Origin of the sequence: Tibeticola sediminis (assembly GCF_003843835.1) — a bacterium.
GTDB lineage: Bacteria > Pseudomonadota > Gammaproteobacteria > Burkholderiales > Burkholderiaceae_C > Tibeticola > Tibeticola sediminis.
In genome coordinates this window covers 501,496-527,951 of record NZ_RKQL01000001.1, presented here as the reverse complement: position 1 = coordinate 527,951, position 26,456 = coordinate 501,496, and the positions used below count along the sequence as shown (strand labels likewise).

Below are 26,456 nucleotides of genomic sequence, written 5' to 3'. Positions count from 1 at the left end.
TTGCACATCCTCGCCATAGCTGCGGCTATGGCTGCGGTTTGCGCCTCGCATCTCATCCCGCAGCCGGGCGCGCACCATCACGGGAACTTGTTCAGCGTTGCCTCAAGGCGCCGCTGAACCCGAACGCCACACGCCATGACTGAGACCACGCTTTTCGACACCCCCGCTCCCGGCAGCGACGCCGAGTTTCCCGATCTGGCGCACTATGCCCAGCGCGCCTACCTCGAATACGCCTTGTCCGTCGTCAAGGGCCGTGCGCTGCCCGATGTGTGCGACGGGCAAAAGCCAGTGCAGCGCCGCATCCTCTACGCCATGCACCGCATGGGCTTGGGCTATGGCGGCGCAGGCGGCAACGTGGCGGCCAAGCCGGTCAAGAGCGCGCGGGTCGTCGGTGACGTGCTCGGGCGCTTTCACCCGCACGGTGACCAGGCGGCGTATGACGCGCTGGTGCGCATGGCGCAGGATTTCTCGCAGCGCTATCCGCTCATCGACGGCCAGGGCAATTTCGGCAGCCGCGACGGCGACGGCGCAGCGGCCATGCGCTACACCGAGGCGCGGTTGGCCAAGATCACCCGGCTGCTGCTCGACGAGATCGACGAAGGGACGGTCGATTTCATTCCCAACTACGACGGCTCCACCGAAGAGCCGCGCCAACTGCCCGCACGGCTGCCGTTCGTGCTGCTCAATGGCGCGAGCGGCATCGCCGTCGGCCTGGCCACCGAAATTCCCAGCCACAACCTGCGCGAGGTGGCCGATGCGTGCATCGCGCTCATCAAAGACCCGGCGCTTTCGGACGAGGCTTTGTTCGCGCTCATCCCCGGCCCGGACTACCCCGGGGGCGCGCAGGTCATCAGCAGCGCTGCAGAGATTGCCGAGGCCTACCGCAGCGGCCGCGGCTCGCTCAAGGTGCGCGCGCGCTGGAAGATCGAGGAGCTTGCGCGTGGCCAGTGGCAACTCGTCGTGACCGAACTGCCGCCGGGCGTGAGCGCGCAGCGCGTGCTCGAGGAAATCGAGGAGCTCACCAACCCCAAGGTCAAGGCTGGTAAAAAAGCGCTCACCGCTGAGCAGAACCAGCTCAAGGCCAGTGTGCTCGCGGTGCTCGACGCCGTGCGCGACGAGTCGGGCAAGGAAGCCGCGGTGCGCCTGGTGTTCGAGCCGCGCAGCAGCCGCATCGAGCAGGCCGAGCTCATCCGCACCTTGCTCGCGCACACCAGCCTCGAGACCACCGCGCCGATCAACCTCACCGCCATCGGGCTCGACGGTCGGCCGGTGCTCAAGTCGCTGCGGCAGTTGCTGACCGAGTGGATCGCCTTTCGCCAAAGCACCATCGAACGGCGTACGCGCCACCGTCTGGCCAAGGTGCTCGACCGCATCCACATCCTCGAAGGCCGGCAGGCGGTGCTGCTCAACATCGACGAGGTGATCGCCATCATCCGCGCGAGCGACGAGCCCAAGGCCGCGCTGATCGAGCGCTTTGCCCTCTCCGATCGGCAGGCCGAGGACATTTTGGAAATCCGCCTGCGTCAGCTCGCCCGGCTCGAGGCCATCCGCATCGAGCAGGAGCTTGCCGAACTGCGCGAGGAGCGCGCGCGGCTCGACGAAATCCTGGGCTCCAGCGCGGCGCTGCGCCGCCTCATGGTGCGCGAGATCGAGGCCGACGCCAAAGCCTTCGCCGATCCGCGCCGCACGCTGATTCAGGCCGAGAAGCGCGCCGTCGCCGAAGTCAAGGTGCTCGACGAGCCGGTCACCGTGGTCGTTTCGCAAAAAGGCTGGGTGCGCGCGCGCAGCGGCCACGAGCACGACCCGGCCGGCTTCGCATTCAAGGCGGGTGATGCGCTCTACGCGACCTTCGAATGCCGCACCGTCGACACCCTGATTGCGTTTGGCAGCAACGGTCGGGTCTATTCCGTGCCGGTGGCGTCCTTACCCGGCGCGCGCGGCGACGGCCAGCCGGTCACGAGCTTCATCGAGCTCGAGGCGGGCACTCAGCTCGTGCATTTCTTCGCGGGGCCGGCGGCGGCCACGCTGCTGCTCTCCAACTCGGGCGGCTACGGCTTCCTCGCCACGGTCGAGCACATGAGCACGCGCCTCAAGGCCGGCAAAGCCTTCGTCACGCTCGCTGAAGGCGAAACGCTGTGCCTGCCCTCGCATGTCTCGGGCCATTCGGGCAGCCGGCCGCTGGCGCCGGCCACGCAGGTGTGCTGCGCGTCGACCCTCGGGCGCATCCTGACCTTCGATCTCACGGAGCTCAAGCTCCAGTCCGGCGGCGGCCGCGGCCTGGTTCTCATCGACCTCGACCCCAAAGACACCCTGGCAGGCGCGGCAGCCTACACCCGCAGCGTGCGCATCGAAGGCATCGGCCGCGGCGGCAAGCCCCGCGAAGAAACGCTCGAAATCCGCAGCCTCAACAACGCGCGCGCCGCCCGCGCCCGTAAAGGCAAACTCGCCGACCTGGGCTTCAAGCCGCAGCGGGTCATGCGCGTAGAGTAGGGTGGGTCCGCACGGCCGCGGGGTTTTCCGTCCTCAAAACCGAAAGAGGCCGACGTGAAATGGTGCGTTTATGCTATGAAAAAACAAGCATTTCAGGGTCGCCGGAAAGCCACGTGGCGTGCGCGCGCCGGGGTGTCTGCCCTCTCGCTGGTGCTTTCGTTGGCTGCAATGAGCCTGCCGGCGCAGGCCGAGGAGGGGCGGCTCTCGCTGCGCGAGCGCATCGCACAGCGGCGCGCGGCGACCGCGCCAACGCCAGCCGCCGCCGCGCTGCCTCTCACACCAGGCGACCATGAAATCCGCGTGGCGCATCAAGGTCTCGAGCGCAAGGTGGTGGTGCACGTGCCGCGGGCGGCCGAGGCGGGGCAGCCGCTGCCGCTGGTGCTGGCGCTGCATGGCGGGGGTGGCTTTGCCGAGTTCATGGCCGACGATGCGCGCTACGGCCTCATCCGCGCGGCGGATGAAGGCGGCTTCATCGTCGCCTTCCCCAACGGCTACAGCCGCTTTGCCGGCGGGCGCCTGGCCACCTGGAATGCCGGGGCCTGCTGCGGCGACGCCCGCGACCGCCAGGTGGACGATGTGGGTTTCCTGCGCGCCGTGGTGGCGCAGCTGCAGGCGCACGCGCACATTGACTCGGCGCGCATCTTTGCCACTGGCATGTCCAATGGCGGCATGATGGCCTACCGGCTCGCCTGCGAGGCGTCTGACCTGTTCCGCGCCGTCGCCAGCGTGGCCGGCACCGACAACACCTTGCAGTGCACGCCGGCGCGGCCGGTGTCGGTGCTGCACATCCACGCTCGCGACGACGACCATGTGCTGTTCGAAGGTGGCGCAGGTCCTGGCGCTTTCCGCGACGCCAACAAGGTCACCGACTTCACCTCGGTGCCCGAGACCATGCGCCGCTGGGCGCAGCGCGACCGCTGCGAGGGCGCGCCGCAGCGCACCCAGAGCTTCGCGGGCGCGAGCTGCGAGGCCTACGCCCGCTGCGCCCAGGGCGTGCGGGTCGAGCTGTGCGTGACCGACAGCGGCGGCCACTCCTGGCCCGGCGGCGTCTCCCGCCGCGGCAAGGCACCAAGCTCGACGGCCTTCGACGCCGCTCGGCTGATCTGGGACTTCTTCGCCGCCAGCAGCGCTCCGCGCTGAGCGGGCGGGAAGGATTCGCCCACAACCGCTCAAGCCGCCTTGAGCCCGCCCGGCGCGCCAGCGTTGGCCGCCGCAGTGGCGCTGCGCGCCTTGTCGCCGGTGCCGAAGCTGATCTGCCCTGAGAGTTGGCCGCCTTCCTCGATGACGAGCTTGCCGTAGCGGATGGTGCCGCTGACGCGCCCGGTGGCGTAGATGACGAGCTTGTCGCGCACCGTCAGGTCGCCGTCGAAGGCGCCATGAATCTCCGCGGTGTCGATTTGCGCCGAACCCTGAAACGCCCCGATGGGCGCGATCTGCATCAGCCGCGAATCCATCGTGGCCTCGACCAGCCCCTCCACCACCAGGGTGTCGCAGTCGGTGATTTCCACACCCTTGAGCTTGATGTTGGGGCCAACGATGAGCCGGCTGCCGCCCTCGCGCACCGGCGCGCCGGCTGCCGACGCGGTCGCCGAGGCCGCTGCACCGGACGCCGCGTCCGGTGCCCATGCGGCGGGGTTCAGACCGGTGCGCTGCGAGGCAGCCGTGGGGCTGCCGGCGCGCAGCGGGCCTGCGGCCGATGGGCCGGATGAACCTGCGCTCGGGTGGGCGGCGGGCGTGAGTTCGGGTTCGCGTTTGCTGAAAAATGGGGTGGCCATGGGTGGGTGCCTCTTGCGTTGCGTGGAGGATGTGATGAGGCTTTCATGCTAGGCCGCAGCCTGCTTACAAGCGCCGCGCCACACGCAAGAAGGGTCACGAAATGCGACGGCCTGGCCCGTGCCGTCGCGCGAGCTCGCCGAAGCGGCTTCAGGCCAGTTCGGCGATGAGCTCGATCTCCACGCACGCCCCCAGCGGAATCTGCGCCACGCCGAAGGCGCTGCGGGCGTGCGCACCCTTGGCACCGAAAACCTGGCCCAGCAGCTCCGAGCAGCCGTTGGTGACCAGGTGCTGCTCGGTGAAGTCACCGGTGGAGTTCACCAGGCTCATCACCTTCACGATGCGCGCCACGCCGTTGAGGTCGGTGCCGGCGGCCACGCAGGCGGCGTGCAGCGTGCCCATGAGGTCGACGGCAATCGCGCGTGCCGCCGCCTGGCCCTCGGCCGTGCTGATGTCGCGCCCGAGCTGGCCGACCCAAGGCTTGCCATCTTTCTTGGCGATGTGGCCCGAGAGGAAAACCAGTTTGCCCGTCTGCACGAAGGGCACATAGGCCGCGGCAGGCGTGGCGACAGGGGGCAGGGTGATGCCGAGTTCGGCGAGTTTGTCGTAGACGTTCATGGGTCAGAGTCCTTTCAGAGTGCAGCTTCACCGACCGCGGGCCGGTGCAGACTGGCGAGTCTAGGGCAACGCTGAATAAGTTCTCGTGATGGCGCGCGCCCGGCTGCGGGCTGGGATGCGAGGCGCAAACCGCAGCCATAGCCGAAGCTATGGCGAGGATTTGCAACGACGCAGACCGCGCGCAGCCGGGATGCGCGGCGCGCGAGGAACTTGTTCAGCGTTGCCCTAGGGCACGGGCGTTGTCCTAACATCCCCGCATGGAGCGCCAGCCCCCAAGCCCAGAGACCCCAGCCCCAGCCCCGGCCTGCGGTGGCTGGGCCTTTTGGCTGGGCTCCGTGGCCTTGCTGGGCTGGGTGCTGGGTTGCGCGCTGCAACTTGGCGAGCCGGTGCTGGCCCCAGCCGGGCGCTATGCAGGGCTGCTCGCGGCCAGCCTTGGCGCAGGGCTCGCGCTGGTGTGGGTCGGGCGTCGGCGCTCGTCCAAGGCGGGGGCCGTCCTGGGTTGGGGCAGTGTCTTCGTGCTGGCGCTGGGCCTGGGCTTTTCCCAAACCGGCTTGCGGGCGGTGTGGCTGGCGCAACAGGCTTTGCCGGCCTCGCTGGAGGGCCAGCGCCTCGTGCTCACCGGGATGGTGGCGGCCATGCCCACCCGGCAGGCGCAGGGTTTGCGTTTCGTCTTCGACGTGGCCGAAGCCCGCACGCTCGCCGGTGAACCGGTGCACGTCCCTGCGCGCGTGCTCTTGGGTTGGTGGGGTGGGCCGCAGCTCGCGGCCGACGGCGAGCGCTTCGATGTGTACCGCCAGCCGGCTGACCTGCGCGCGGGCGAGGTCTGGCGTTTCACGGCGACTCTGCGGGCCCCGCACGGCAGCCGCAACCCCCACTGCTTCGACGCCGAGCTCTGGCTGTGGGAGCAGGGCATACGGGCCACCGGCAGCGTGCGCGTGGCCTTGCGCGATGCGCCGCCCCAGCGCCTGGAGGCGACCGCACGACACCCGGTGGAGCAGGCGCGCCAAGCCGTGCGTGATGCGATTGAGGACCGCGTCGGCGCGGGTTCCACGCCCGACGACGATGGGGATACCGAGGCAGCCGGGCGTGCGCGCGCGCGCATCGCCGGCGTGCTCGCGGCACTGGTGACGGGCGACCAGTCGTCCATCGAGCACGCCGACTGGGAGGTGTTTCGGACGACGGGCGTCGCGCATCTCATGAGCATTTCGGGCCTGCACATCACGCTGTTTGCCTGGGCGGCGGGCCTGGTGGTGGGCGCGCTCTGGCGGCGCAGCGCGCGGCTGTGTCTGTGGCTGCCCGCGCCGACGGCGGCGGCGGTCGGTGGGTTGCTGCTCGCCGCAGCCTACGCTGGGTTTGCCGGCTGGGGTGTGCCCGCGCAGCGCACGGTGCTGATGTTGGCGGTCATGGTGGCGCTGCGCCTGCTGGGACGGCCGTGGCCGTGGCCCACGGTGTGGCTGCTGGCCCTGGCGGTGGTGGTGGCGTTGGACCCCTGGGCCCTACTGCAGGCGGGTTTTTGGCTGAGCTTCGTCGCGGTCGGCGTTCTGTTTGCTACGGATTTGAAAGCACAAGAAGACCGAAACACACCGGTAAAGCGCCTGATTCTTTCCAAAGTGTCCGCTCTGCTGCGCGAGCAGGGCGTGGTCACGCTCGCGCTCACCCCGCTGACCCTGCTGCTGTTCGGACAGGTGTCGCTGGTGGGGTTGCTGGCCAATCTGGTCGCGATTCCGTGGGTGACGCTGGTGGTCACGCCGCTGGCTTTGGGCGGCGTGTTGGCGCCGCCGCTGTGGACGCTTTCGGCTTGGGCGCTGACGCCGCTGATGGCGCTGCTCGAGGCCCTCTCGGCCTTGCCTTGGGCGACGCTTTCGGTGCCCGCAGCGCCTTGGTGGGTGGGGGCGGTGGGCGTGGTGGGCGCGCTGCTCCTGGTGCTGCGCCTGCCGGTGCCGGTGCGCCTCATGGGCCTGCCGCTGCTCTTGCCCGTGCTGCTGTGGCCGGTCGCACGGCCGGCGCCCGGGCAGTTCGAACTGTTGGCCGCCGACATCGGGCAGGGCAATGCGGTGCTGGTGCGCACGGCTGGGCACACGCTGCTCTACGACAGCGGCCCGCGGTTCTCCAGCGGAAGCGATGCCGGCACACGCGTGCTGGTGCCGCTGCTGCGGGCGCTGGGCGAGCCAGTGGACATGGTGTTGCTCAGCCACCGCGACGCCGACCACACCGGCGGCGCGCGCGCCGTGCTGCGCATGCAGCCGCGGGCGACGCTGCTGAGTTCCATCGAGCCCGAGCATGAACTGCAGGCCGTGCGTCCGGCCACCCGCTGCGTCGCGGGCCAACGCTGGGTGTGGGACGGCGTGCGCTTCGAGGTGTTGCATCCCGTGCCCGAGGACTACGCCACCGCGCGCAAGACGAACGCCTTGAGCTGCGTGCTGCACGTCGACAACGGCGAACACCGCGCGCTGCTCGTGGGCGACATCGAGGCCGCTCAGGAAGCGGCGGTGCTTGCGCGCGCCGGGCAGGCGCAGGCCTTGCGTAGCGACGTGCTGCTGGTGCCGCACCACGGCAGCAAAACCTCGTCGACCGCCGCCTTCCTCGACGCGGTCGCGCCGCGCTGGGCGCTGGTGCAGGCGGGCTATCGCAACCGCTACGGCCACCCGGCACCCGAGGTGTTGGCACGCTACCAGGCGCGCGGCATCCAGGTCATCGACTCCGTCCACTGCGGCGCGGCGCAATGGTCTTCGGCCGAGCCGGGCCGCATGGTTTGCGAGCGTGAGCGCGTGCCGCATTACTGGCAGCACCGCGCACCGCCCTTGGGAAACGCTGAATAGGGCAACGCTGAACCAGTCCCTCGCGCAGCGCGAATCCCGGCTGCGGGCGGTCTGCGTCGAAAGCAGATCCTCGCCATCGCTTCGGCTATGGCTGCGGTTTGCGCCTCGCGTCCCATCCCGCGGCCGGGCTCGCGCCATCACGGGAACTGATTCAGCGTTTCCCTGACGCATCGCCGGGGCTGAGACAATCGCCCCATGAGTGACGATTCCGACCTCCAAGCCCTGACCTCTCCCGAAGCCACCGCCCCTTGCAGCGACGCGGCGCCCGCGCTGCCCGAAGGCTGGCTGCGCGTCGACGCGCTCGACATCGAAGCCCAGGGCATCGCCCGCCGCCCCGATGGCAAGGTGGTGTTCATCGAGGGCGCGTTGCCTGGCGAGATCGTCAGCGCCTCGGTGCACCGCAAGAAGAACAACTGGGAGGCGGCCACCCTCACCGCCATCCACCGCGAGTCGAGCCAGCGCGTGCGCCCCGCCTGCCCGCACTTCGGCCTGCACACGGGCGCCTGTGGCGGCTGCAAGATGCAGCATCTGCATCCGGCCGCGCAGGTGGCGGTCAAGCAGCGCGTGCTCGAAGACAATCTTTGGCATCTCGGCAAGGTGCGCGCCGAGACCCTGCTGCGCCCCATCGAGGGCCCGGCCTGGGGTTATCGCTACCGCGCGCGGCTGGCGGTGCGCTATGTGCACCGCAAGGGCGAAGTGCTGATCGGCTTTCATGAGCGCAAAAGCCGCTACATCGCCGATATGCGCAGCTGTTCGGTGCTGCCCGCTCAGGTGAGCGCACTTTTGGTTCCGCTGCGCGCGCTGATCGGCAGCATGGATGCGCGCGAAACCTGCCCCCAGATCGAGCTCGCCTGCGGTGACGCGGTGACGGCATTGGTGCTGCGGCACCTGGAGCCGCTCAGTGAGGATGACGCTGCGCGGCTGCGCGCGTTTGCGCTCCAACACGACGTGCAATGGTGGCTGCAGCCCAAGGGGCCCGATTCGGTGCACCTCCTTGACGAAGGCGGGCCGGAGCTTGCCTATCGCCTGCCCGAGTTCGGCATCACCATGCCCTTCAAGCCCACCGACTTCACGCAGGTCAACCCCCACATCAACCGGGTGCTGGTCAGCCGCGCGCTGCGCCTGCTGGCCGCGCAGCCGCACGAGCGGGTGATTGACTGGTTCTGCGGTCTGGGCAATTTCACCCTGCCGCTGGCCACCCAGGCGCGCGAGGTGCTTGGCATCGAGGGCAGCGCGGCACTGGTCGAGCGCGCGCAGCAAAATTTTGAGCGAAATTCGCAAAACCCCGGCGTGATTCCGTCACTCTGTGCTACGAAATTCGTAGCGCGCAACCTCTTCGAGATGACGCCCCAGATGCTCGTCGCCGACGGCAGCGCCGACAAATGGCTGGTCGACCCGCCGCGCGAAGGCGCGTTCGCGCTGGTCAAAGCCCTGGCCGAGCTGCACCAGTCGCGCATGGGTGCCGAAGGCGCAGCGCCGCTGCCCGCCGCGGCCCAGGGCTGGGAGCCCCCGCAGCGCATCGTCTACGTCAGCTGCAACCCGGCTACCCTCGCGCGCGACGCCGGCCTGCTCGTGCACCAAGCCGGCTACCGCTGCACGGCTGCCGGCGTGGTGAACATGTTCCCGCACACCGCGCATGTGGAGAGCGTCGCGGTGTTCGAGCGCGCCGCCGCGACGGTTTGACGACCCCCCGGGCCGCGGGAAATCCCCGGTCGGCACGGTGCGCAGGCTGCGCACAATGGCGGCACCTGCCCGAGGAGCCGCCATGCCCAGCATTTTTGACCAGGACCTGCCCCGCACCGAGGCGAACTTTGCGCCGCTGACGCCGCTCGCCTTCATCGAACGCACGGCCGAGGTCTACCCCGAGCGGCTGGCCATCGTCTATGGCGAGCAGCGGCAAACCTGGCGCGAGACCGCTGCCCGCGCCCGCCGGCTGGCCGGTGCGCTGCAGCAAGCAGGCATCGCGAAGAACGACACCGTCGCGGTGATGTTGCCCAACACGCCGCCGATGGTGGAGGCGCATTTCGGTGTGCCCATGGCCGGCGCCGTGCTCAACACGCTCAACACCCGGCTCGAGGCGGCAAGCATTGCCTACATGCTCGATCACGGCGAGGCCAAGGCCATCATTGTCGATACCGAATTCGCGCCGGTCGTCGCGCAGGCGCTCGAGCTCCGTGAGCGCCCCGAGCCCATCCTCGTCATCGAAGCCCACGACCCGCTTGACGAGGCGCAGGCCCCGCGGGGGGACATCGAGCGTGCGCGCGCGAGGCTGAGCGCCATGGGCTACGAAGACTTACTCGCTGGAGGCGACCCCGCGTTTGCCTGGGTCTGGCCCCGCGACGAGTGGGATGCGATCGCGCTCAACTACACCAGCGGCACCACCGGGCGCCCCAAGGGCGTCGTTTATCACCACCGCGGCGCAGCGCTCAACGCGCTCAGCAACATCCTGGAATGGGACATGCCCAAGCACCCCGTGTATCTGTGGACGCTGCCCATGTTCCACTGCAATGGCTGGTGCTTCCCGTGGACCATCGCCGCGCGAGCGGGCGTGAACGTATGCCTGCGGCGCGTCGATGCCCGGGGCATGATCGAGGCCATGCGCACGCACGGCGTCACCCACTATTGCGGCGCCCCCATCGTGCACGCGATGCTGGTCCACGCGAGCGAATCCGAGCGCGCCGGCCTGCCCCGCGGCATCCGCGCCATGGTGGCCGCAGCGGCGCCACCGGCCTCGCTGATCGAAGGCATGGACCGGCTCGGCTTTGACCTCACGCATGTCTATGGGCTCACCGAGGTGTACGGGCCGGCGATGGTCTGCGCGAAACACCCCGAGTGGGCCGAACTCGACGTGGCCGAGCGCGCGCGCCTCAATGCGCGCCAAGGCGTGCGCTACCACCTGCAGCGCGACGCCCGCGTGCTCGACCCCGAGACCCTGCAGCCCGTGCCTTGGGATGGTGAAACCCTGGGCGAAATCATGTTTCGCGGCAACATCACCATGAAGGGCTATCTGAAGAACCCGCAGGCCACGCGCGAAGCCTTTGCCGGTGGCTGGTTCCACAGCGGCGACCTCGCCGTCCAGCACCCCGACGGCTACATCAAGATCAAGGACCGAAGCAAAGACATCATCATCTCCGGCGGCGAAAACATCTCCTCGCTCGAAATCGAGGACGTGCTCTACCGCCATCCCGACGTGGCCGCCGCCGCGGTCGTCGCGCGGCCCGACCCGAAGTGGGGCGAAACCCCGTGCGCCTTCATCGAGCTGCGACCGGGCGCGAGCCTCACGGCCGAAGACATCGTGCGCCATTGCCGGCAACACCTTGCCGGCTTCAAGATCCCGCGTGCCGTGGTGTTTGGCGAACTACCCAAGACCAGCACCGGCAAGATTCAGAAATTCGAATTGCGTCAGCGTACGGGCTCCGCGCAAGCGATCGACGTGTGACGAGCCACGAGGGTGCCGCCGCGGCTGTCTGCGGGCAGGAACAAGGCAACGCTGAACCAGTTCCCGCGATGGCGCGCGCCCGCAGCTGGAATGCGCGACGCGTGGGGGACTGGTTTAGCGTTGCCAAAAAAATGCCCGCCGAAGGGCGGGCATTCGTGAGGAAGACCTCAGAAAGTTTGGCGGAGTGGACGGGGCTCGAACCCGCGACCCCCGGCGTGACAGGCCGGTATTCTAACCAACTGAACTACCACTCCTGGCAGCCAGCGTTTGCTCTTGCGAGCCAAGTGCTGACGACTTGTGCCTCATGGTTGGCCTCTTCGCTCGAAGAGCCAAGCCTGTTTGGCGACCCTACGGGGATTCGAACCCCGGTACTCACCGTGAAAGGGTGATGTCCTAGGCCTCTAGACGATAGGGTCAAAACCTTTGGACGTATCCATTCGACGCTGTTGGTGGAGGTAAGCGGGATCGAACCGCTGACCTCTTGCATGCCATGCAAGCGCTCTCCCAGCTGAGCTATACCCCCCTGCACCGAAGCCTAGCATTTCTGACTCAGAGATGCGCTTCGTTCGCGTCGAGACTCGCATTATAGAGGGATTTTTATGCGTTTTCGAGCCGCTCCAAAATTTTTTCTCGATCGAACAGGGCCAGCACCGCGTCGATGGACGGGGTTTGCGGCGTCCCCATCACCAGCACCCGCACCGGCATGGCCAGTTGCGGCATTTTCAGCTGATGCTCGGCAAGCACGGCTTTGATGGCCGCCGCAATCCCTTCCTTCGTCCAGTCGCAGTTCGCCAGCCGCTCGGCCAGCGCGGCCAAGGCCGGCCGCACCGCATCGGTCAGGTACTGCGCGCGGTCGGCTTCACTTGGATGCACCTCGGCGTAGTAAGGCCGCGCCCACTGTGCAAGCGCGACGGTGGTGTCGCAGCGATCTTTGAACAGCCCGCAGATCGCACTCAAGCGATCATCGGCCGCGATGCCCATGCGTGCGAGCTGCTCGGCCACCAGTGGCGCGAGCTTGGCGTCCTCGGTCATCTTCATGTGCTGCGCATTGACCCAACGGAGCTTGGCTTCGTCGAACTGCGCGGCGCTGCGACCCAAGTGTTCCAGATCGAACCACTGCAGGAACTGCTCGCGCGTGAAGATTTCGTCGTCGCCATGGCTCCAGCCCAGGCGGGCCAGGTAGTTGATCATGGCGTCGGGCAGGAAGCCCTCGTCTCGATATTGCGTGACCGCCTTGGCCCCGTGGCGCTTGCTCATCTTCTCGCCGTGCTCGTTGAGCACCGTCGGCAGGTGCGCGTAGATCGGCGGCTCGTGCCCGAGGGCACGGAAGATGTTGATTTGCCGCGGGGTGTTGTTGACATGGTCATCGCCGCGAATCACGTGCGTGATGCGCATGTCCATGTCGTCGACCACCACGCAGAAGTTGTAGGTCGGGGTGCCGTCGGCACGGGCAATCACGAGGTCGTCGAGTTCCTCGTTGCGAATCTCGATGCGCCCCTTGACCTTGTCGTCCCAGGCCACCACCCCATCCTTGGGGTTTTTGAAGCGCAAGACCGGCCGGACGCCTTCAGGAACGGGCGGCAGTGTCTTGCCGGGCTCGGGTCTCCAGGTGCCGTCATAACGAGGCTTTTCTTTCGCGGCCATCTGGCGCTCGCGCAGAGCCTCGAGTTCGGCCTGACTCATGTAGCAGGGATAGGCGTGGCCTTCGGCGAGCAACTGGGCCAGCACTTCCTTGTAGCGATCCATGCGCTGCATCTGGTAGTAGGGGCCCTCATCGGGGTCCATGCCCAGCCAGCGCATGCTCTCGAGGATCACGTCCACCGCAGCCTGCGTCGAGCGCTCGAGGTCGGTGTCCTCGATCCGCAGGATGAAGGTGCCGCCATTGGCGCGCGCATACGCCCAGGGATAAAGCGCCGAGCGGATGTTGCCGAGATGGATGAAACCGGTGGGCGAAGGGGCGAATCGGGTGCGGACAGCAGGATTTTTCATGGCAGGGTTTCAAGACCACGCAACAGGTCGGATTGGATGTCGCCGAGATGCTCGAGGCCCACGGCGATGCGGATCAAGCCTTGGCTGATTCCGGCCGCCTGGCGCTGTTCCTCGGTGAGCCGGCCGTGCGAAGTGCTGGCCGGGTGGGTGATGAGGGTTTTGACGTCGCCCAGATTGGCCGTGATCGACAGCATCCGGGTCGAGTCGATGACATGGAAGGCGCGCGCGCGGGCCTGCTCAGGCGTGCTCGCGCGCAGTTCGAACGAGACGACGGCGCCGCCCAGGCCGGACTGCTGCGCCATCGCCAGCGCGTGCTGCGGGTGCGACGGTAGACCCGGGTAGTGGACGGCCGCAATGCCCGCATGCTGCTGCAGCCATCGCGCGAGTTCCAGGGCACGCGCCGATTGCGCCTGCATGCGCAGCGAGAGCGTCTCCATGCCCTTGAGCACCACCCAGGCATTGAACGGCGAAAGACTCATGCCCGCGCTGCGCAGTGTCGAAACACAGCTTTGGGCGATGGCCTCTCCGGTGCACAACGCGCCCGCGACGACCCTTCCTTGGCCATCGAGGTATTTGGTGCCGGAGTGGACGACGACATCGGCACCCAATTCCATCGGACGCTGCAGCGCCGGGGTGGCAAAACAGTTGTCGACCGCGAGCAGCGCACCGGCTTCGTGCGCCAAGTCGGCCAGCGCACGGATGTCGCAGACCTCGGTCAAGGGGTTGGTCGGGGTCTCGGCAAACAGCAAACGGGTGCGGCCGGGGCGGATTGCAGCGCGCCACTGCGCAAGATCCGTTTGCGAGACCAAAGTCGTCTCGACACCAAAGCGCGCCAGATCGCTGCCCAGAAGCTTGATCGTCGCGCCAAAGACGGAGCGTGAGCACACCACATGGTCGCCCGCCTTCAGTTGCGAGAGGCACAGCAGCAGAATCGCCGCCATTCCGCTGGCGGTGGCGACACAACGCTCGGCGCCTTCGAGTGCCGCCAGGCGCTGTTCCATGCTCGCGACCGTCGGGTTTGAAAAACGCGAGTAGATATAGCCATCCTCTTCGCCCGCAAAACGCCGCGCTGCGGTTGCGCTGTCGGGCTGGACGAAGCTCGAGGTCAGAAACAGCGCCTCGCTGTTCTCGCCATAGGCGCTGCGCTCGACGGCAGCGCGCACGGCGAGCGTGTCGCGGTGAAATTCCGGCATTTGGGGCTCGTGTGGCTTCATCGGGGGCGGCAGGGCACGACTTCAGTGAGCCGAGGCATTGGGCAGATTGAGTCGGGACGTATCTTCGGCGTCTTCGGTGCCGGCGCTGCGGCGCTCCTGCGCCATGCGTTCGAGATCTTCGACGGTGATGTCGCCGGTGCAGTAGATGCCATCGAAACAAGAGGCATCGAAGCCCTGGATGTTCGGGTTGATCGAGCCGACCGCGCGCTTCATCGCGTCGACATCCTGGTAGATCAAGGCATCGCAGCCGATGATCGCACGCACCTCTTCGACCGTGCGGCCATGCGCGACCAGTTCGTCGAGCGTGGGCATGTCGATCCCGTAGACGTTGGGGTAGCGCACCGGTGGCGCGGCGCTCGCCAGGAACACCTTGCGCGCTCCGGCATCCCGAGCCATTTGAACGATTTCCTTGGAAGTGGTGCCCCGAACGATCGAATCGTCGACCAGGAGCACGTTGCGGTTGCGGAACTCGCTGGCGATGACGTTGAGCTTTTGGCGCACGCTCTTCTTGCGCACGGCCTGCCCCGGCATGATGAAGGTGCGGCCCACGTACCGGTTTTTCACGAATCCTTCGCGGTACGGAAGGCCCAGCAGTTGCGCCAGCTGCATGGCACTCGGTCGGCTCGACTCGGGGATCGGAATCACCACGTCGATTTCGCTCGGCGGCACGGTCGAGATCACGCGCTTGGCCAGCGTTTCCCCGAGGTTGAGGCGCGCCTGATAGACCGAGATGCCGTCGAGTACCGAGTCGGGGCGTGCCAGATAAACGAACTCGAAAATACAGGGCGAGAGCACGGTGTGCTCAGCGCAGGGCTGGGCCTGGACTTGGCCGTCCAGACTCACGAAGATGGCCTCGCCGGGTGCGACGTCGCGCTCGAACCGGTGCCCCGTGCCTTCCAGGGCGACCGATTCACTGGCAAACATCACCGTTCCGTCCTCACCCCGGCCCATGCACAGCGGTCGTATCCCGTACGGATCGCGGAAGGCCACCATGCCGTGGCCCGCGATCAGCGCAATCACGGCATAGGAGCCGCGAACCCGGCGATGGACGCCGCGCACCGCTTTGAACACGTCTTCGGCCGTCAGCGGCAGGCCGTCGGTGGCCTGCGCGAGCTCATGGGCAAAGATGTTCAGCAGAACTTCGGAGTCACTCTCGGTGTTGATGTGACGGTGGTCGGTGCTGAACAGTTCCGACTTGAGGGCTGCCGCGTTGGTGAGGTTGCCGTTGTGCACCAGCACCACGCCAAACGGCGCATTGACGTAGAAAGGCTGCGCTTCTTCCTCACTGTAGGCGTTGCCGGCGGTCGGGTAGCGCACCTGTCCGAGGCCGCTGCTGCCGGGCAGCGAACGCATGTTGCGCGTGCGAAAGACGTCGCGCACCATGCCGCGCGCCTTGTGCATGAAAAACTTGTGCCCCAATTGCGTGACGATGCCCGCGGCATCCTGCCCGCGGTGTTGCAGCAGCAGCAGCGCGTCGTAGATCAGCTGATTGACCGGAGTGGTGCTGATGACGCCAACGATTCCACACATGTTCGCTCGATTCCAATGGTTGAAACTCAGGTTTTGGGGGCATCGGGGCTCAAGCCCCGGGCCAGGTCAGCTGGCCTCGGCGCGCGCCGTCCAGGCCTCGACCCAGGGCACGAACGACCGCACGGTGGAGTCGATCCAGGGCGTCGTGGCGGACAGGCGCCAGAATTCGGTGCGGTGCAGGGGCGTCCAGTGCGCGACAAAGCCGATCGCCAGCAACAGCGCAAGGCCACGCAAAATGCCAAAGCCCGCCCCCAAAGCGCGGTCCACCGGCCGTAGCCCCACGGCCCCGAGCAAACGCCGAATCAGCGCGGCGAAGAGGCCCGCGCCGAACACGCCCCCGATGAAGATCAAGACGAAAGCCACCGCGTGACGCAAGCCCCCGGTGCTGCCCGACAGCGGCAGATGCACGGCCAGATCGGCCGCCCAGGTCTGCGCCGCGACGAAGGCGACGACCCAGCCCGCGAGCGTCACGACCTCGTAGAGAAATCCGCGCCACGCACCGAGCAGCACCGAGCCGAGCAGGATGGCAACGACGATCCAGTCCAGCAGCGTCAGTGCGGCCATGGCAGGTGTGCGCTTTCACAGCGTGAGGATCGCTGCGGACAGACCGAGCGAGCGGATGCGTTCGGCCGCATGATCGGCAGCCGCACGGTCGGCGTAGGGGCCGACCCGCACGCGGATACGCTTGCCTTCGGCGGTTTCGACCACCTGGGTGTAGGTGACGAGTCCCGCCTTCTCGACTTTGAGGCGGACCTCGCGCGCCTTGGCCGCGTCCGAGAATGCGCCGACCTGAACGACGTAGCGGGCCGACGCGGCGGCCGCCGCCGGCGCCGCACTGCTCTTGCCTTCGAGCAGCGCCCGTGCGCGGGCGGCTTCGTCCGCCGCCGAAGACTTGGCGGGCTCAGGCTTCGGCGGCGCACTCGGGCGCGAGGACGGCTGAGACGCCGGTTTGGCGGTGGCAGCCGCAGGCTTCGAGGCCGCCGGGGCCGGCGCTGGAGCGGCTGGCCGGGGACTCGCGGCCGCGGGCGCCGAGGCGGGAGCTGAGGCGGGCACTGGCGCGCTTGCCGCAGGCTTGGGGCGGGGTGTTTCGACCAACGTTTCTTTGGCGTCGAGTGCGGCTTGAGCGCTCAAAGGGGCGGCTTCGCTGTCGCGCCGGGGTCCGCCGGAGCTCGAAGCCATGACCGCCGCAGTCGCCGCCGAAGCCGGTTGGACGCGCAGCGGCGGCACCTGGTTGCGGTCGGGAATGATGATCGGGAGATCGACCTTGACGGGTCGTGGCTGCGTGTCGAAGACCAGCGGAAAGCCGATCACCGCGACGAGGACGAGCACGATGGCGCCGATGAGCCTTTGCCGGGCGCGCCGGCGCAGGGCCTCGACGCTGTCAGCGGCGGGCGCTTCGGCACGGCCGCGCGAACCGGGGAAGGAGAATTTGGGCAATGGCATGCGTGCGAGGCTCAAGCGGTGAGGTGCTTGGCCTGCAGCCGCGGCAGGCCACCTTGCAAGGCGCCTCCCACCGTGAAGAAGGAGCCGAAGATTACGATTCTATCAGCCGGGTCTGCGGCGGCGAGCGCGGCTTGCAGGGCGGCCACGGGGTCGGCGTGTCGGCTGGCGCTCGCGCCGTTGGGGGCTCGTTCCGAGTGTTCCAACCAGCGCTTTTCGAGCTCGGCGGCGGCTGCAGCGCGCGGCGTCGGCAGGTCGCAGAAATACCAGTGGTCGATCAAGGGGCTGACGCGGCCGAGCATGCCGCCGATGTCTTTGTCGGACATGGCACCGAAAACCGCGTGGGTTCGGGGGTAGTAGCCCATTGCGTCGAGGTTCTCGGCCAAGGCTGCGACCGCGTGGGGATTGTGCGCGACATCGAGCACCAGCGTGGGCGAGCCCGGGAGGATCTGGAACCTGCCCGGCCAATCCACCGTTGCAAGGCCGTTGCGGATCGCCTGGGCGCTGACCGGAAGACGCGCTCGCAGCGCTTCGAGCGCGGCCAAAACGCCGGCAGCGTTGAGCAACTGATTGGCACCGCGCAGCGCCGGGTAGGCCAGACCGGCATACCGGCGGTTGCGGCCTTGCCATGCCCATTGCTGCCGGTCGCCCGACGCCCGGAAGTCGCGACCGGCGAGCCAGAGATCGGCGCCGATCTCGCGCGCATAATCGATCACGCTTTGCGGGGGGCGCGGATCGCTGACGATGGCGGGGCGACCGGTTCGCATGATGCCCGCTTTCTCGCGCCCGATGGCCTCCCGGTCAGGGCCGAGAAAGTCCATATGGTCGAGGTCGATGCTGGTGATGACGCTGCAGTCGGGGTCGACGATGTTGACCGCGTCGAGACGACCACCGAGCCCGACTTCGAGGATGACGAGGTCCAGGCCGGCGCGCGCCAGGCGGTCGAGGATGGCAAGCGTCGTGAATTCGAAATAAGTCAGCGGCATGCCCTCGCGCGCCTGCTCGACCCGCTCGAAATGCGCAACGAGACTCTCCGCAGGCACCGGCGCGCCCTGGATGCGGCAGCGTTCCTCGAAATGAACGAGATGCGGGGAGGTGTAGGTGCCGGTGCGGTAGCCGGCCTCGCGTGCGATGGCTTCGAGCATGGCGCAGGTCGAGCCCTTGCCGTTGGTTCCGGCGACCGTGACCACCGTGGCGTCGAAGGCGAGCCCGAGGCGGGCGGCGACGGCCGCCACACGCTCGAGGCCGAGGTCGATGGTCTTGGGGTGGAGTCGCTCGCAATGCGCGAGCCAGGAATCGAGATCGGTCATGCTTGGGCGTAACGGTCGGTGGCGGCGCGCAGCGCGCGCAGGATGCCCGGTTCGAGCCAGGCGTGTCCGGCATCGGGGATGATGTGCAGATCGGCCTCGGGCCAGGCGCGGTGCAGGTCCCAGGCGCTGCGCATGGGCGTGCACATGTCATAGCGGCCCTGAATGATCACGCCCGGAATGTCGCGCAGTCGCGGGGCGTCGCGCAGCAACTGGCCTTCGGCGAGCCAGCCGTGGTGCACGAAGTAGTGGTTTTCGATGCGCGCAAAGGCGAGCGCGAAGTCGTCTTCGCCGTGGTGGGCTTCCGCTTGCGGGTCGGGCAGCAGGCGGATGGTGCGCCCCTCCCAGAGGCTCCAGGCGCGCGCGCAGGCCAGTTGCTCGGCACGGTCGGCTCCGGTCAGGCGGCGCCGGTAGGCCGCCATGAGGTCGCCGCGCTCCTCGGGCGGTATGGGCGCGAGGAACTCCTCCCACAGGTCCGGGAACACCCAGCTTGCGCCTTCCTGGTAATACCAATGCAGTTCGGATCGGCGCAGCGTGAAGATGCCGCGCAGGATCAACGCCGAGACACGCCCGGTGTGCCGCTGCGCATAGGCGAGTGCGAGCGTGCTGCCCCAGGAGCCGCCGAACACCAACCAGCGATCGACGCCCAGCATCGCGCGCAGGCGCTCGATGTCATCCACCAAATGCCAGGTGGTGTTGTGCTCGAGGCTCGCATGGGGGCGCGAGCGGCCGCAACCGCGCTGGTCGAAGAGCAGCACGTTGTAGCGCTGCGGGTCGAACAGCCGACGGTGCTCGGGCGAGCAGCCCGCGCCGGGGCCGCCGTGGAGGAACACGGCGGGCCGGCCGGCGGGGTTGCCGCACAGCTCCCAGTAAATCTCGTGGCCGTCGCCGGTGTCGAGCCAGCCGGTGCGGTACGGCTCGATCGGCGGGTAGAGCAGGGGGGTGTCCGTCATGTTTGCGTGCCAGAATATTCGGATGATCACACTCTACGGCATTCCCAACTGCGGCACGGTCAAAAAAGCCCGGGCCTGGCTCGACGCCCGCGGCGTGGCCTATCAGTTCCATGATTTCAAGAAGCTCGGCGTGCCCGCGGCGGAACTCGCGCGCTGGGCCCAGGCCGTCGGGTGGGAGCGACTGCTCAACCGCCAGGGCACGACTTGGCGCCGGCTCGACGCCGCCGAGCAAGCCCGTGCGGCCGATGCGGCGGGGGCGCTCGCGCTGATGCAGGCCCAGCCCAGTGTCATCAAGCGCCCGGTGGTCGATTGGGGCGACGGACGCATCACCGTGGGCTTCGATGAAACGATGTTTACCGAGGCTTTACAGAAAATCTGAGCGTTGGGTCAACGCTGGCCGTGCCTCGGGCGTCAAATGGCGCGGGGGTCCGCGGTGGACGCCGAAGGAGAACGCACGATGGCGATGAATTGGAACAAGAAGCTGATGTGGAGCGGCCTGCTCGTGGCGGCAAGCCTGCCCGCGGGCCCGGCGATGGCCGACGAGATCGCGCGCGTGGTCTCGAGCACCCCCATCCTGCAGCAGGTCGCCGTGCCCCAGCAGGTCTGCAGCCAGCGCCCCGTGACCGTGGCGCCGGCGCGCACGGGGGGCGGCGCGGTCATGGGTGCGATTGCCGGCGCCGCCATCGGCAATGCCCTTGGCGGCGGCATGGGCCGGGCCGCGGCCACACTGCTCGGTGGCCTGGGGGGTGCGGTCGTGGGTGACCAAATCGAGGGCCGCGGTGCCGCGCAGGTGCAAAACGTCACCGAATGCAGCACCCAGACGATCTACGAGAACCGCCCGGTGGCCTGGAACGTGGTCTACGAATACGGCGGCCGCCAGTACCAGACGCAGATGCCTGACGACCCGGGCCCGACGCTGCGGCTTCAGGTGACGCCGGTGGGGGCCGCGCCCGTCGCGCCATACGGGCCTGCGGGCTTTGAACCGGGCAACAGCCAGACGTACGGGCAAGGTTACGCAGTGCCGCAGGCCGTGCCCGCGCAGCCTGCGCCGGTTTATGCGCCGACCTATCCCCCGGCCTATGCTGCCCCCGCGCCGGTTTACAGCGCCCCGGTCTATGCGGCGCCGCCCGTCGCGTATGTCGCGCCCTCGTCGTATGTGGTGCCGGTGGGTATTTCGTTGGGGCTGGGCTATGTCATCGGCCGCAGCGTGCACGGCTACCCCCATCACCACCGCGGCTGGCGCTGAGAACAAAGATTCGGCACGCCTTGGGGTACAGGGTCCGGGCGTAAAATCGCCCCTTTTTGACCCAGGCGCAAGAGATGATCACCGAGTCGATTCCCGGCGTGACGCTACGCACGAAGGCCTATGTTTACTTCGATGGCAAATGCGTCAGCCACAGCTTCACTTTGCCGGATGGCACGGCCAAGTCGGTGGGAGTCATCCTGCCCGCGACGCTGACCTTCAACACCGGCGCACCCGAAATCATGGAGTGCGTGGCCGGCAGCTGCGAATACAAACTCGCCGGCAGCGACGCCTGGATGACTTCCGGGCCCGGGGAGCGCTTTCACGTTCCGGGCAATTCCTCGTTCGAGATTCGCGTCCGCGACGTGTATCACTACATCTGCCATTTCGGCTGAGCCCTGAGCTTTCGCATCCAGACCCATGGCCACCATACTCCAGAACCTGCCCGTTGGGCAAAAAGTCGGCATCGCTTTCTCGGGCGGCCTCGACACCAGCGCCGCGCTGCTGTGGATGAAGCAAAAGGGCGCGATCCCCTATGCCTACACCGCCAACCTCGGCCAGCCCGACGAGAGCGACTACGAAGAGATCCCGCGCAAAGCCATGGCCTATGGCGCGGAGAAGGCCCGCCTCATCGACTGCCGCTTGCCGCTGGCGCACGAAGGCATTGCCGCCATCCAGTGCGGGGCTTTCCACATCAGCACGGCGGGCGTCACCTATTTCAACACCACGCCGCTCGGTCGCGCCGTCACGGGCACGATGCTGGTCGCCGCGATGAAGGAAGACGATGTCCACATCTGGGGCGACGGCTCCACCTTCAAGGGCAACGACATCGAGCGCTTTTACCGCTACGGCCTGCTGACCAACCCGAGCCTGAAGATCTACAAGCCTTGGCTCGATCAGCGCTTCATCGACGAGCTCGGTGGCCGCAAGGAGATGAGCGAGTTCCTCATCCAGAACGGCTTCGACTACAAGATGTCGGTCGAAAAAGCGTACAGCACCGACAGCAACATGCTGGGCGCGACGCACGAGGCCAAGGATCTCGAGAGCCTGTCTTCGAGCATACGCATCGTCAACCCCATCATGGGCGTGGCGTTCTGGAAGCCCGAGGTGGAGGTCAAGCCCGAAGAGGTCACGGTGCGCTTCGAGGAAGGGCAGCCGGTCGCCCTCAACGGCCAGAGCTTCAACGATCCGGTCGCGCTCATCCTCAAGGCCAACGAAATCGGCGGCCGCCACGGCCTGGGCATGAGCGACCAGATCGAGAACCGCATCATCGAAGCCAAGAGCCGCGGCATCTACGAAGCCCCCGGCATGGCGCTGCTGCACATCGCTTATGAGCGCCTGGTCACCGGCATCCACAACGAAGACACGATCGAGCAGTACCGCGAGAACGGTCGCAAGCTGGGCCGCCTGCTCTATCAGGGCCGCTGGTTCGACCCGCAGGCGATCATGCTTCGGGAATCGTCGCAACGCTGGGTGGCCCGTGCCATCACCGGCGAAGTGACGCTCGAACTGCGCCGTGGCAACGACTACTCCATCCTCAACACCGAGAGCCCCAACCTCACCTACGCGCCCGAGCGTCTGTCGATGGAGAAGGTGGAAGACGCACCCTTCACGCCGGCGGACCGTATCGGCCAACTCACCATGCGCAACCTCGACATCGTCGACACGCGGGCCAAGCTCGGGATTTATGCGAAGGCGGGTCTGCTGTCTTTGGGCGAGGGCGCGCAGATGCTGCGACTCGAAGGCGACAAGGGCGGCGCGGGTTCAGGCGACTGAACGGCTACCCGAGCGGGCCCGCAGGCTCTCTCCCAGCAAAGCCGGCCTCGTGGACGGCTTTTTGGCAACGCTGAATAAGTTCCCGTGATGGCGCGCGCCCGGCCGCGGGATGGGATGCGAGGCGCAAACCGCAGCCATAGCCGAAGCTATGGCGAGGATTTGCAACGACGCAGGCCGCCCGCAGCCGGGATGCGCGACGCGCGGGGGATTTGTTCAGCGTTGCCTTTTCGCTTTTTCGGGCGTATCCCAGCGTGATTCGGCGCTTCTTTGCTATTAAAAAAGAAGAGTTCAAACGACCACCGGCTCGGGTTCGAGCCGGATGCCAAAGCGCTCGTAGACGCTGGTCTGGATGGCGCGGGCCAGCGTCATCACCTCGCCGCCCGTACACGGGTGTTCGGCATCGCCTCGGTTGACGAGCACCAGCGCCTGCTTTTCGTACACGCCGGCATGCCCCACCGTCTTGCCGCGCCAGCCGCAGGCGTCGATGAGCCAGCCCGCGGCGAGTTTGATGCGGCCGTCGGGGAGCGGGTAGTGCACGACGGCGGGGTCGCGCGCGATGATGTCGGCGCACTGTTCGGGCGTGACCGTCGGGTTTTTGAAAAAGCTGCCGGCGTTGCCGATCACGGCGGGGTCGGGCAACTTGGCGCGGCGGATGGCGCACACCCAGTCGTGAATCTGCTGCGCGTCGGGCGCGGCGATGCCGGTTTCTTCCATCTTGCGCTGCAGATCGAGGTAGCCGAGTTCCGGGCGCCAGGGGCGCGGCAGCGCGAAGCGCACGCGCAGGATCAGCGCACGGCCGGCCAGGCCGAGGTTGCTTGCGTGCTTGAAGACCGAGTCGCGGTAACCGAAGCCGCACTGCGCGGCGTCGAGCGTGAACTCGCGCCCGGTCATCAGGTCGATTGCGTCGAGGGAATGAAAGCGATCTTGCAGTTCGACGCCGTAGGCGCCGATGTTCTGCACCGGCGAGGCGCCGACCGTGCCGGGAATCAGCGCGAGGTTTTCGAGCCCGGGCGTGCCCTGGGCCAGCGTCCAGCGCACGAACTCGGGCCAGGGTTCACCCGCACCGGCTTCCACCAGCCAATGCCGCGGCGTGGCCTCGAGCACGCGCCGGCCTTTGATCTCGACCTTGAGCACCACCGCCTTCACATCGCCCGTGAGCACGATGTTGCTGCCGCCGCCCAGGATGAACTTGGGCGCGGGGCCGAGCGCGGGGTCGGCCAGCACGGCGCGCACATCGTCGGCGCTGCGGATGCGAACGAGGGTGTGCGCGCGCGCCGCGATGCCAAAGGTGTTGAGGGGCTGCAGGTTGACGGAGCGCTCAGGGGTCATGGGAGAATTGTCGCATTCGCATTCCACGCTCTGAGATCGCTATGCCCTCGTTTGATACCGTTTGCGACCCTGACATGGTCGAAGTTCGTAACGCCGTCGACAACACGGCCAAAGAGATCGCCACCCGTTTCGATTTCAAGGGGACGGCCGCGGCGATCGAGCTCAAAGACAAGGAAATCACCCTGTACGGCGACGCCGAGTTTCAACTCGCCCAGGTGGAGGACATCCTGCGCAACAAGATGACCAAGCGCGGCGTCGATGTGCGCTTCCTGGACAAAGGCCCGGTGCAGAAAATCGGTGGCGACAAGGTCAAGCAAGTCATCAAGGTGCGCAGCGGCATCGCCACCGAGGACGCCAAGAAAATGCAGCGCCTCATCAAAGACAGCAAGCTCAAGGTGCAGGCGGCGATTCAGGAAGACAAGCTGCGCGTCTCGGGCGCCAAGCGCGACGACTTGCAAGCGGTCATGGCCCTGCTGCGCAAAGAAATGGCCGACCTGCCGCTGAGCTTCAACAACTTCCGCGACTGAAGCTCAGGGGCAACGCTGAACCCCGCCCCCCGCGCGCCGCAGCGTGGCCCCGCGTCCTCAAGGGGCGTTGTGGGCCGACGGGACGCCGAGCACCTTGCCGGCGGCAGAAACGAAGATTCGGTCTCGGCCGTCGTGCTTGGCGGCGTAGAGCGCTTGGTCGGCGGCGCGAATCAAGGCGTCTGCGTCGGCCATCTGCGGCTCGCGCACGGCGATGCCGATGCTGACACTGATCGGGACGGTCTTCCCGTCGAACTGGGGCGGATGGCTGCGCACGGTTTGCTGCACCCGGCGCGCGGCCAGGATGGCGGCGCGCAGGTCGGCGTCGTGGCAGACCAGCAAAAACTCTTCGCCGCCGAGGCGGCAAACCGTGTCGTGGCGACGCGCCGCCGACAAGAGGGTCTTGGCGACCGACTGCAACACCACGTCTCCGCCCGCATGGCCATAACGGTCATTGATGGATTTGAAGTGGTCGATGTCGATCATCAGCGCCGCCAACGGCTGGCCGGTCCGGGTCGAGGCGCTCCAGGCCTGTTCCAGCGCCTGCAAGCCAGCGCGCCGGTTGGGCAGCCCGGTGAGCAGGTCGGTCATCGCGGCATGCTCGAGCCGTCGGTTCGACAGCGCCAGTTCGGCCATGAACTGCCGCAGCTGCGCCCGATCGTCTCGCCAGGCGGTGCGCAGTTGTTGGTGGTGGCGGGCTGCGCGGATGCGGGCGTGAAGTAAGCGGTCGTGCAGCGGTTGGGGGAGATAGTCGTCGGCACCGGCTTCCAGGGCTTCCTCGACCCGGTCCGGGTCGTCCGACTCGACCATCATGATGACGTAGATGCTGCGGCCCCATTCGGTGGCACGCAGGGCGCGGCAGACCTCGACCCCGTCCATCTCGGGCAACAAGCGCTCGAGCATGAGCACATCCGGCGTTTCCTGCAGCGCCCGGGTGAGCGCCTCGCCGCCGGTTCCCGCCTGGGTCACGTGGCATCCGAGATCATGGCTCAGGGTTGCGACGATGGCTGCCCGCGCGCGGGCATCGCCCATCGCGACCAGCACATGGAGCGGCGCTTGCGCATCGGGCGTGGCGGGCGTGGCCGGTTGAGGCGGGGTTTCGGTCAGGCGTTCGAAGTCGGGTAGCGTTTCGGTCGGGATGCGCAGCAGCTCGCCCCAGCTGTGCCATTGCGCGACTGCACCGTCGAAGAGGGCGCCAAAAGCCTGTGCGTCCAGCCCGATCTGGCCGCCCATGCGCATCAGCTCGCCGACTTTGGCGTGTCGCTCGGCTTCGGGCGCGCAGCCCAAATCGGCCATGCGCCGCGCGAGCACCAAGAGCTGCAGCAACTGATAGGGCCGTGAACCCTCGCGGAAGCCCGAGGCTTCGGGTCGTTCATGAAAGACGACCGGTTCGGCCAAAGCCTTGGGAATGCCGCAGTCTTCGAGGATGACGGCGGTGAATTCGAGATGGTCCGTGTGCAGCGCCTGGCGCTCGGCTTCGAGCAAGGCCTCTGTCGAAAGCTTTTGTTGCAGCACACCCGCGTATTCCTGCGGGTAGATGGTGGCGAGCGCGAGTTCACCGATGCGCGCGAGCAGCCCACAGGCGAAGAGGTCGTCGGGCGTCGTGACGCGCACGACCTTGCACAGTTCCTGGGCCGAGACGCCCAGGAGGAGGCTGTGCGACCAGAAGGCGCCGTAGTCGAAGGCAGGGCAGGGCCCGCAGGCGTGCTGGTCGACCAGTGAAAAACTCATGGCGAGCAGCCGCACCGTGTTCATGCCGAGCCGCATGACCGCGTCTTTGACCGAAGCGACCGCCCGTCCGCCCTGGCCGGCGGCGTTTGCCTTGCGCAGCAGCCGGCTCGAGAGGGCGGGGTCCGTCTGCACGATGCGCGCGACTTCTTCGAGCGTGGCGTCGTCCCGGCTGCAGACTTCCATGATCGCCAGTGCGACGCCCTTGGGGCTGGGCAGTTGCCCAGCGATACGCAGTTGCTCAGCCTTGGTGGTCGTCATGGGTAACGGCGGGTGGTTGGGCC

21 protein-coding genes and 3 tRNA genes are annotated in these 26,456 nt (G+C 67.5%); 10 read left to right on the top strand and 14 right to left on the bottom strand.

Annotated features, from left to right (window positions below):
• Nucleotides 1-135: 135 nt before the first annotated feature.
• On the top strand, nt 136-2,490 hold the full coding sequence (gene parC / locus EDC62_RS02470; protein WP_124220088.1) for a DNA topoisomerase IV subunit A: 2,355 nt from the start codon (nt 136-138) through the stop codon (nt 2,488-2,490).
• 75 nt (nt 2,491-2,565) lie between these two features.
• Entirely contained in the window at nt 2,566-3,630 is a 1,065-nt protein-coding gene (locus tag EDC62_RS02465; protein ID WP_211330897.1) for an extracellular catalytic domain type 1 short-chain-length polyhydroxyalkanoate depolymerase, read from the top strand.
• A gap of 29 nt (nt 3,631-3,659) precedes the next feature.
• On the opposite strand, the gene EDC62_RS02460 is transcribed toward EDC62_RS02465, so the two are convergent.
• The gene (locus EDC62_RS02460; RefSeq protein WP_211330895.1) at nt 3,660-4,265 is read right to left on the bottom strand and encodes a bactofilin family protein; all 606 of its coding nucleotides are present in this window, start codon (nt 4,263-4,265) and stop codon (nt 3,660-3,662) included.
• 148 nt (nt 4,266-4,413) lie between these two features.
• Entirely contained in the window at nt 4,414-4,881 is a 468-nt protein-coding gene (locus tag EDC62_RS02455) for a RidA family protein (protein WP_124220085.1), read from the bottom strand.
• Between the two features lie 257 nt (nt 4,882-5,138).
• Between EDC62_RS02455 and EDC62_RS02450 the strand changes: the two genes are divergently transcribed.
• The 3 genes from EDC62_RS02450 (at nt 5,139) to EDC62_RS02440 (ending at nt 11,139) form a co-directional block, all read left to right on the top strand.
• On the top strand, nt 5,139-7,700 hold the full coding sequence (locus EDC62_RS02450; protein ID WP_124220083.1) for a DNA internalization-related competence protein ComEC/Rec2: 2,562 nt from the start codon (nt 5,139-5,141) through the stop codon (nt 7,698-7,700).
• A gap of 195 nt (nt 7,701-7,895) precedes the next feature.
• Entirely contained in the window at nt 7,896-9,383 is a 1,488-nt protein-coding gene (rlmD, locus tag EDC62_RS02445; RefSeq protein WP_124220081.1) for a 23S rRNA (uracil(1939)-C(5))-methyltransferase RlmD, read from the top strand.
• A gap of 82 nt (nt 9,384-9,465) precedes the next feature.
• Nucleotides 9,466-11,139 carry an acyl-CoA synthetase gene (locus EDC62_RS02440; RefSeq protein WP_124220078.1) on the top strand — a complete coding sequence of 558 codons (1,674 nt, stop codon included), beginning with the start codon at nt 9,466-9,468 and terminating at the stop codon, nt 11,137-11,139.
• 177 nt (nt 11,140-11,316) lie between these two features.
• Here EDC62_RS02440 and EDC62_RS02435 read toward each other — a convergent pair.
• From EDC62_RS02435 to pip, 10 genes are all read right to left on the bottom strand, one after another.
• Nucleotides 11,317-11,393, bottom strand: a tRNA-Asp gene (locus EDC62_RS02435).
• A gap of 86 nt (nt 11,394-11,479) precedes the next feature.
• Nucleotides 11,480-11,555, bottom strand: a tRNA-Glu gene (locus EDC62_RS02430).
• Between the two features lie 31 nt (nt 11,556-11,586).
• A tRNA-Ala gene (locus EDC62_RS02425) sits at nt 11,587-11,662 on the bottom strand.
• Nucleotides 11,663-11,736: 74 nt separating this feature from the next.
• Complete coding sequence (gltX, locus tag EDC62_RS02420) at nt 11,737-13,128, bottom strand: glutamate--tRNA ligase (protein ID WP_124220076.1); 1,392 nt, start codon at nt 13,126-13,128, stop codon at nt 11,737-11,739.
• Nucleotides 13,125-14,321 carry an O-succinylhomoserine sulfhydrylase gene (locus EDC62_RS02415; protein WP_245968715.1) on the bottom strand — a complete coding sequence of 399 codons (1,197 nt, stop codon included), beginning with the start codon at nt 14,319-14,321 and terminating at the stop codon, nt 13,125-13,127. Before EDC62_RS02415 ends, gltX begins: the two co-directional genes overlap by 4 nt.
• Nucleotides 14,322-14,363: 42 nt before the next feature.
• Nucleotides 14,364-15,872, bottom strand: a complete 1,509-nt coding sequence (purF, locus tag EDC62_RS02410; RefSeq protein WP_124220072.1) for an amidophosphoribosyltransferase — start codon at nt 15,870-15,872, stop codon at nt 14,364-14,366.
• A 66-nt stretch (nt 15,873-15,938) separates the two neighbouring features.
• Nucleotides 15,939-16,436 carry a CvpA family protein gene (locus EDC62_RS02405; RefSeq protein ID WP_245968714.1) on the bottom strand — a complete coding sequence of 166 codons (498 nt, stop codon included), beginning with the start codon at nt 16,434-16,436 and terminating at the stop codon, nt 15,939-15,941.
• 15 nt (nt 16,437-16,451) lie between these two features.
• Complete coding sequence (locus EDC62_RS02400) at nt 16,452-17,315, bottom strand: SPOR domain-containing protein (protein ID WP_124220070.1); 864 nt, start codon at nt 17,313-17,315, stop codon at nt 16,452-16,454.
• Nucleotides 17,316-17,326: 11 nt separating this feature from the next.
• The gene (gene folC / locus EDC62_RS02395) at nt 17,327-18,622 is read right to left on the bottom strand and encodes a bifunctional tetrahydrofolate synthase/dihydrofolate synthase (protein WP_124220067.1); all 1,296 of its coding nucleotides are present in this window, start codon (nt 18,620-18,622) and stop codon (nt 17,327-17,329) included.
• A complete protein-coding gene (gene pip, locus EDC62_RS02390; protein ID WP_124220064.1) occupies nt 18,619-19,572 on the bottom strand; it encodes a prolyl aminopeptidase in 954 nt (317 codons plus the stop codon). The genes folC and pip overlap by 4 nt, the downstream gene beginning before the upstream one ends.
• 22 nt (nt 19,573-19,594) lie before the next feature.
• Between pip and EDC62_RS02385 the strand changes: the two genes are divergently transcribed.
• The 4 genes from EDC62_RS02385 to argG all read left to right on the top strand — a co-directional run bounded on the left by EDC62_RS02385 (nt 19,595) and on the right by argG (nt 22,591).
• The gene (locus tag EDC62_RS02385) at nt 19,595-19,951 is read left to right on the top strand and encodes an ArsC family reductase (RefSeq protein ID WP_124220062.1); all 357 of its coding nucleotides are present in this window, start codon (nt 19,595-19,597) and stop codon (nt 19,949-19,951) included.
• A gap of 78 nt (nt 19,952-20,029) precedes the next feature.
• On the top strand, nt 20,030-20,818 hold the full coding sequence (locus EDC62_RS02380) for a glycine zipper 2TM domain-containing protein (RefSeq protein WP_245968713.1): 789 nt from the start codon (nt 20,030-20,032) through the stop codon (nt 20,816-20,818).
• Nucleotides 20,819-20,892: 74 nt separating this feature from the next.
• The gene (gene ppnP, locus EDC62_RS02375) at nt 20,893-21,210 is read left to right on the top strand and encodes a pyrimidine/purine nucleoside phosphorylase (RefSeq protein WP_124220060.1); all 318 of its coding nucleotides are present in this window, start codon (nt 20,893-20,895) and stop codon (nt 21,208-21,210) included.
• 25 nt (nt 21,211-21,235) lie between these two features.
• Nucleotides 21,236-22,591, top strand: coding sequence for an argininosuccinate synthase (gene argG / locus EDC62_RS02370; protein ID WP_124220058.1), 1,356 nt, complete (start codon nt 21,236-21,238; stop codon nt 22,589-22,591).
• A 288-nt stretch (nt 22,592-22,879) separates the two neighbouring features.
• On the opposite strand, the gene murB is transcribed toward argG, so the two are convergent.
• Complete coding sequence (murB, locus tag EDC62_RS02365) at nt 22,880-23,920, bottom strand: UDP-N-acetylmuramate dehydrogenase (protein WP_124220056.1); 1,041 nt, start codon at nt 23,918-23,920, stop codon at nt 22,880-22,882.
• Nucleotides 23,921-23,961: 41 nt separating this feature from the next.
• On the opposite strand from murB, the gene EDC62_RS02360 reads away from it, so the two are divergent.
• Complete coding sequence (locus EDC62_RS02360) at nt 23,962-24,447, top strand: YajQ family cyclic di-GMP-binding protein (protein WP_124220054.1); 486 nt, start codon at nt 23,962-23,964, stop codon at nt 24,445-24,447.
• Between the two features lie 57 nt (nt 24,448-24,504).
• On the opposite strand, the gene EDC62_RS02355 is transcribed toward EDC62_RS02360, so the two are convergent.
• Nucleotides 24,505-26,433, bottom strand: a complete 1,929-nt coding sequence (locus EDC62_RS02355; RefSeq protein WP_124220052.1) for a GGDEF domain-containing response regulator — start codon at nt 26,431-26,433, stop codon at nt 24,505-24,507.
• Between the last annotated feature and the right edge of the window lie 23 nt (nt 26,434-26,456).

Bases quoted from the DNA above. Each gene is read 5' to 3' on its own strand.
- EDC62_RS02355 (WP_124220052.1), bottom strand. From the start codon at position 26,433: ATGACGACCACCAAGGCTGAGCAACTGCGTATCGCTGGGCAACTGCCC.
- murB (WP_124220056.1), bottom strand. From the start codon at position 23,920: ATGACCCCTGAGCGCTCCGTCAACCTGCAGCCCCTCAACACCTTTGGC.
- EDC62_RS02400 (WP_124220070.1), bottom strand. From the start codon at position 17,315: ATGCCATTGCCCAAATTCTCCTTCCCCGGTTCGCGCGGCCGTGCCGAA.
- rlmD (WP_124220081.1), top strand. From the start codon at position 7,896: ATGAGTGACGATTCCGACCTCCAAGCCCTGACCTCTCCCGAAGCCACC.
- gltX (WP_124220076.1), bottom strand. From the start codon at position 13,128: ATGAAAAATCCTGCTGTCCGCACCCGATTCGCCCCTTCGCCCACCGGT.
- EDC62_RS02450 (WP_124220083.1), top strand. From the start codon at position 5,139: ATGGAGCGCCAGCCCCCAAGCCCAGAGACCCCAGCCCCAGCCCCGGCC.
- EDC62_RS02440 (WP_124220078.1), top strand. From the start codon at position 9,466: ATGCCCAGCATTTTTGACCAGGACCTGCCCCGCACCGAGGCGAACTTT.
- parC (WP_124220088.1), top strand. From the start codon at position 136: ATGACTGAGACCACGCTTTTCGACACCCCCGCTCCCGGCAGCGACGCC.
- EDC62_RS02415 (WP_245968715.1), bottom strand. From the start codon at position 14,321: ATGCCGGAATTTCACCGCGACACGCTCGCCGTGCGCGCTGCCGTCGAG.
- folC (WP_124220067.1), bottom strand. From the start codon at position 18,622: ATGACCGATCTCGATTCCTGGCTCGCGCATTGCGAGCGACTCCACCCC.
- EDC62_RS02380 (WP_245968713.1), top strand. From the start codon at position 20,030: ATGGCGATGAATTGGAACAAGAAGCTGATGTGGAGCGGCCTGCTCGTG.
- EDC62_RS02460 (WP_211330895.1), bottom strand. From the start codon at position 4,265: ATGGCCACCCCATTTTTCAGCAAACGCGAACCCGAACTCACGCCCGCC.
- EDC62_RS02455 (WP_124220085.1), bottom strand. From the start codon at position 4,881: ATGAACGTCTACGACAAACTCGCCGAACTCGGCATCACCCTGCCCCCT.
- purF (WP_124220072.1), bottom strand. From the start codon at position 15,872: ATGTGTGGAATCGTTGGCGTCATCAGCACCACTCCGGTCAATCAGCTG.
- argG (WP_124220058.1), top strand. From the start codon at position 21,236: ATGGCCACCATACTCCAGAACCTGCCCGTTGGGCAAAAAGTCGGCATC.
- EDC62_RS02360 (WP_124220054.1), top strand. From the start codon at position 23,962: ATGCCCTCGTTTGATACCGTTTGCGACCCTGACATGGTCGAAGTTCGT.
- EDC62_RS02385 (WP_124220062.1), top strand. From the start codon at position 19,595: ATGATCACACTCTACGGCATTCCCAACTGCGGCACGGTCAAAAAAGCC.
- ppnP (WP_124220060.1), top strand. From the start codon at position 20,893: ATGATCACCGAGTCGATTCCCGGCGTGACGCTACGCACGAAGGCCTAT.
- EDC62_RS02405 (WP_245968714.1), bottom strand. From the start codon at position 16,436: ATGGCCGCACTGACGCTGCTGGACTGGATCGTCGTTGCCATCCTGCTC.
- EDC62_RS02465 (WP_211330897.1), top strand. From the start codon at position 2,566: ATGAAAAAACAAGCATTTCAGGGTCGCCGGAAAGCCACGTGGCGTGCG.
- pip (WP_124220064.1), bottom strand. From the start codon at position 19,572: ATGACGGACACCCCCCTGCTCTACCCGCCGATCGAGCCGTACCGCACC.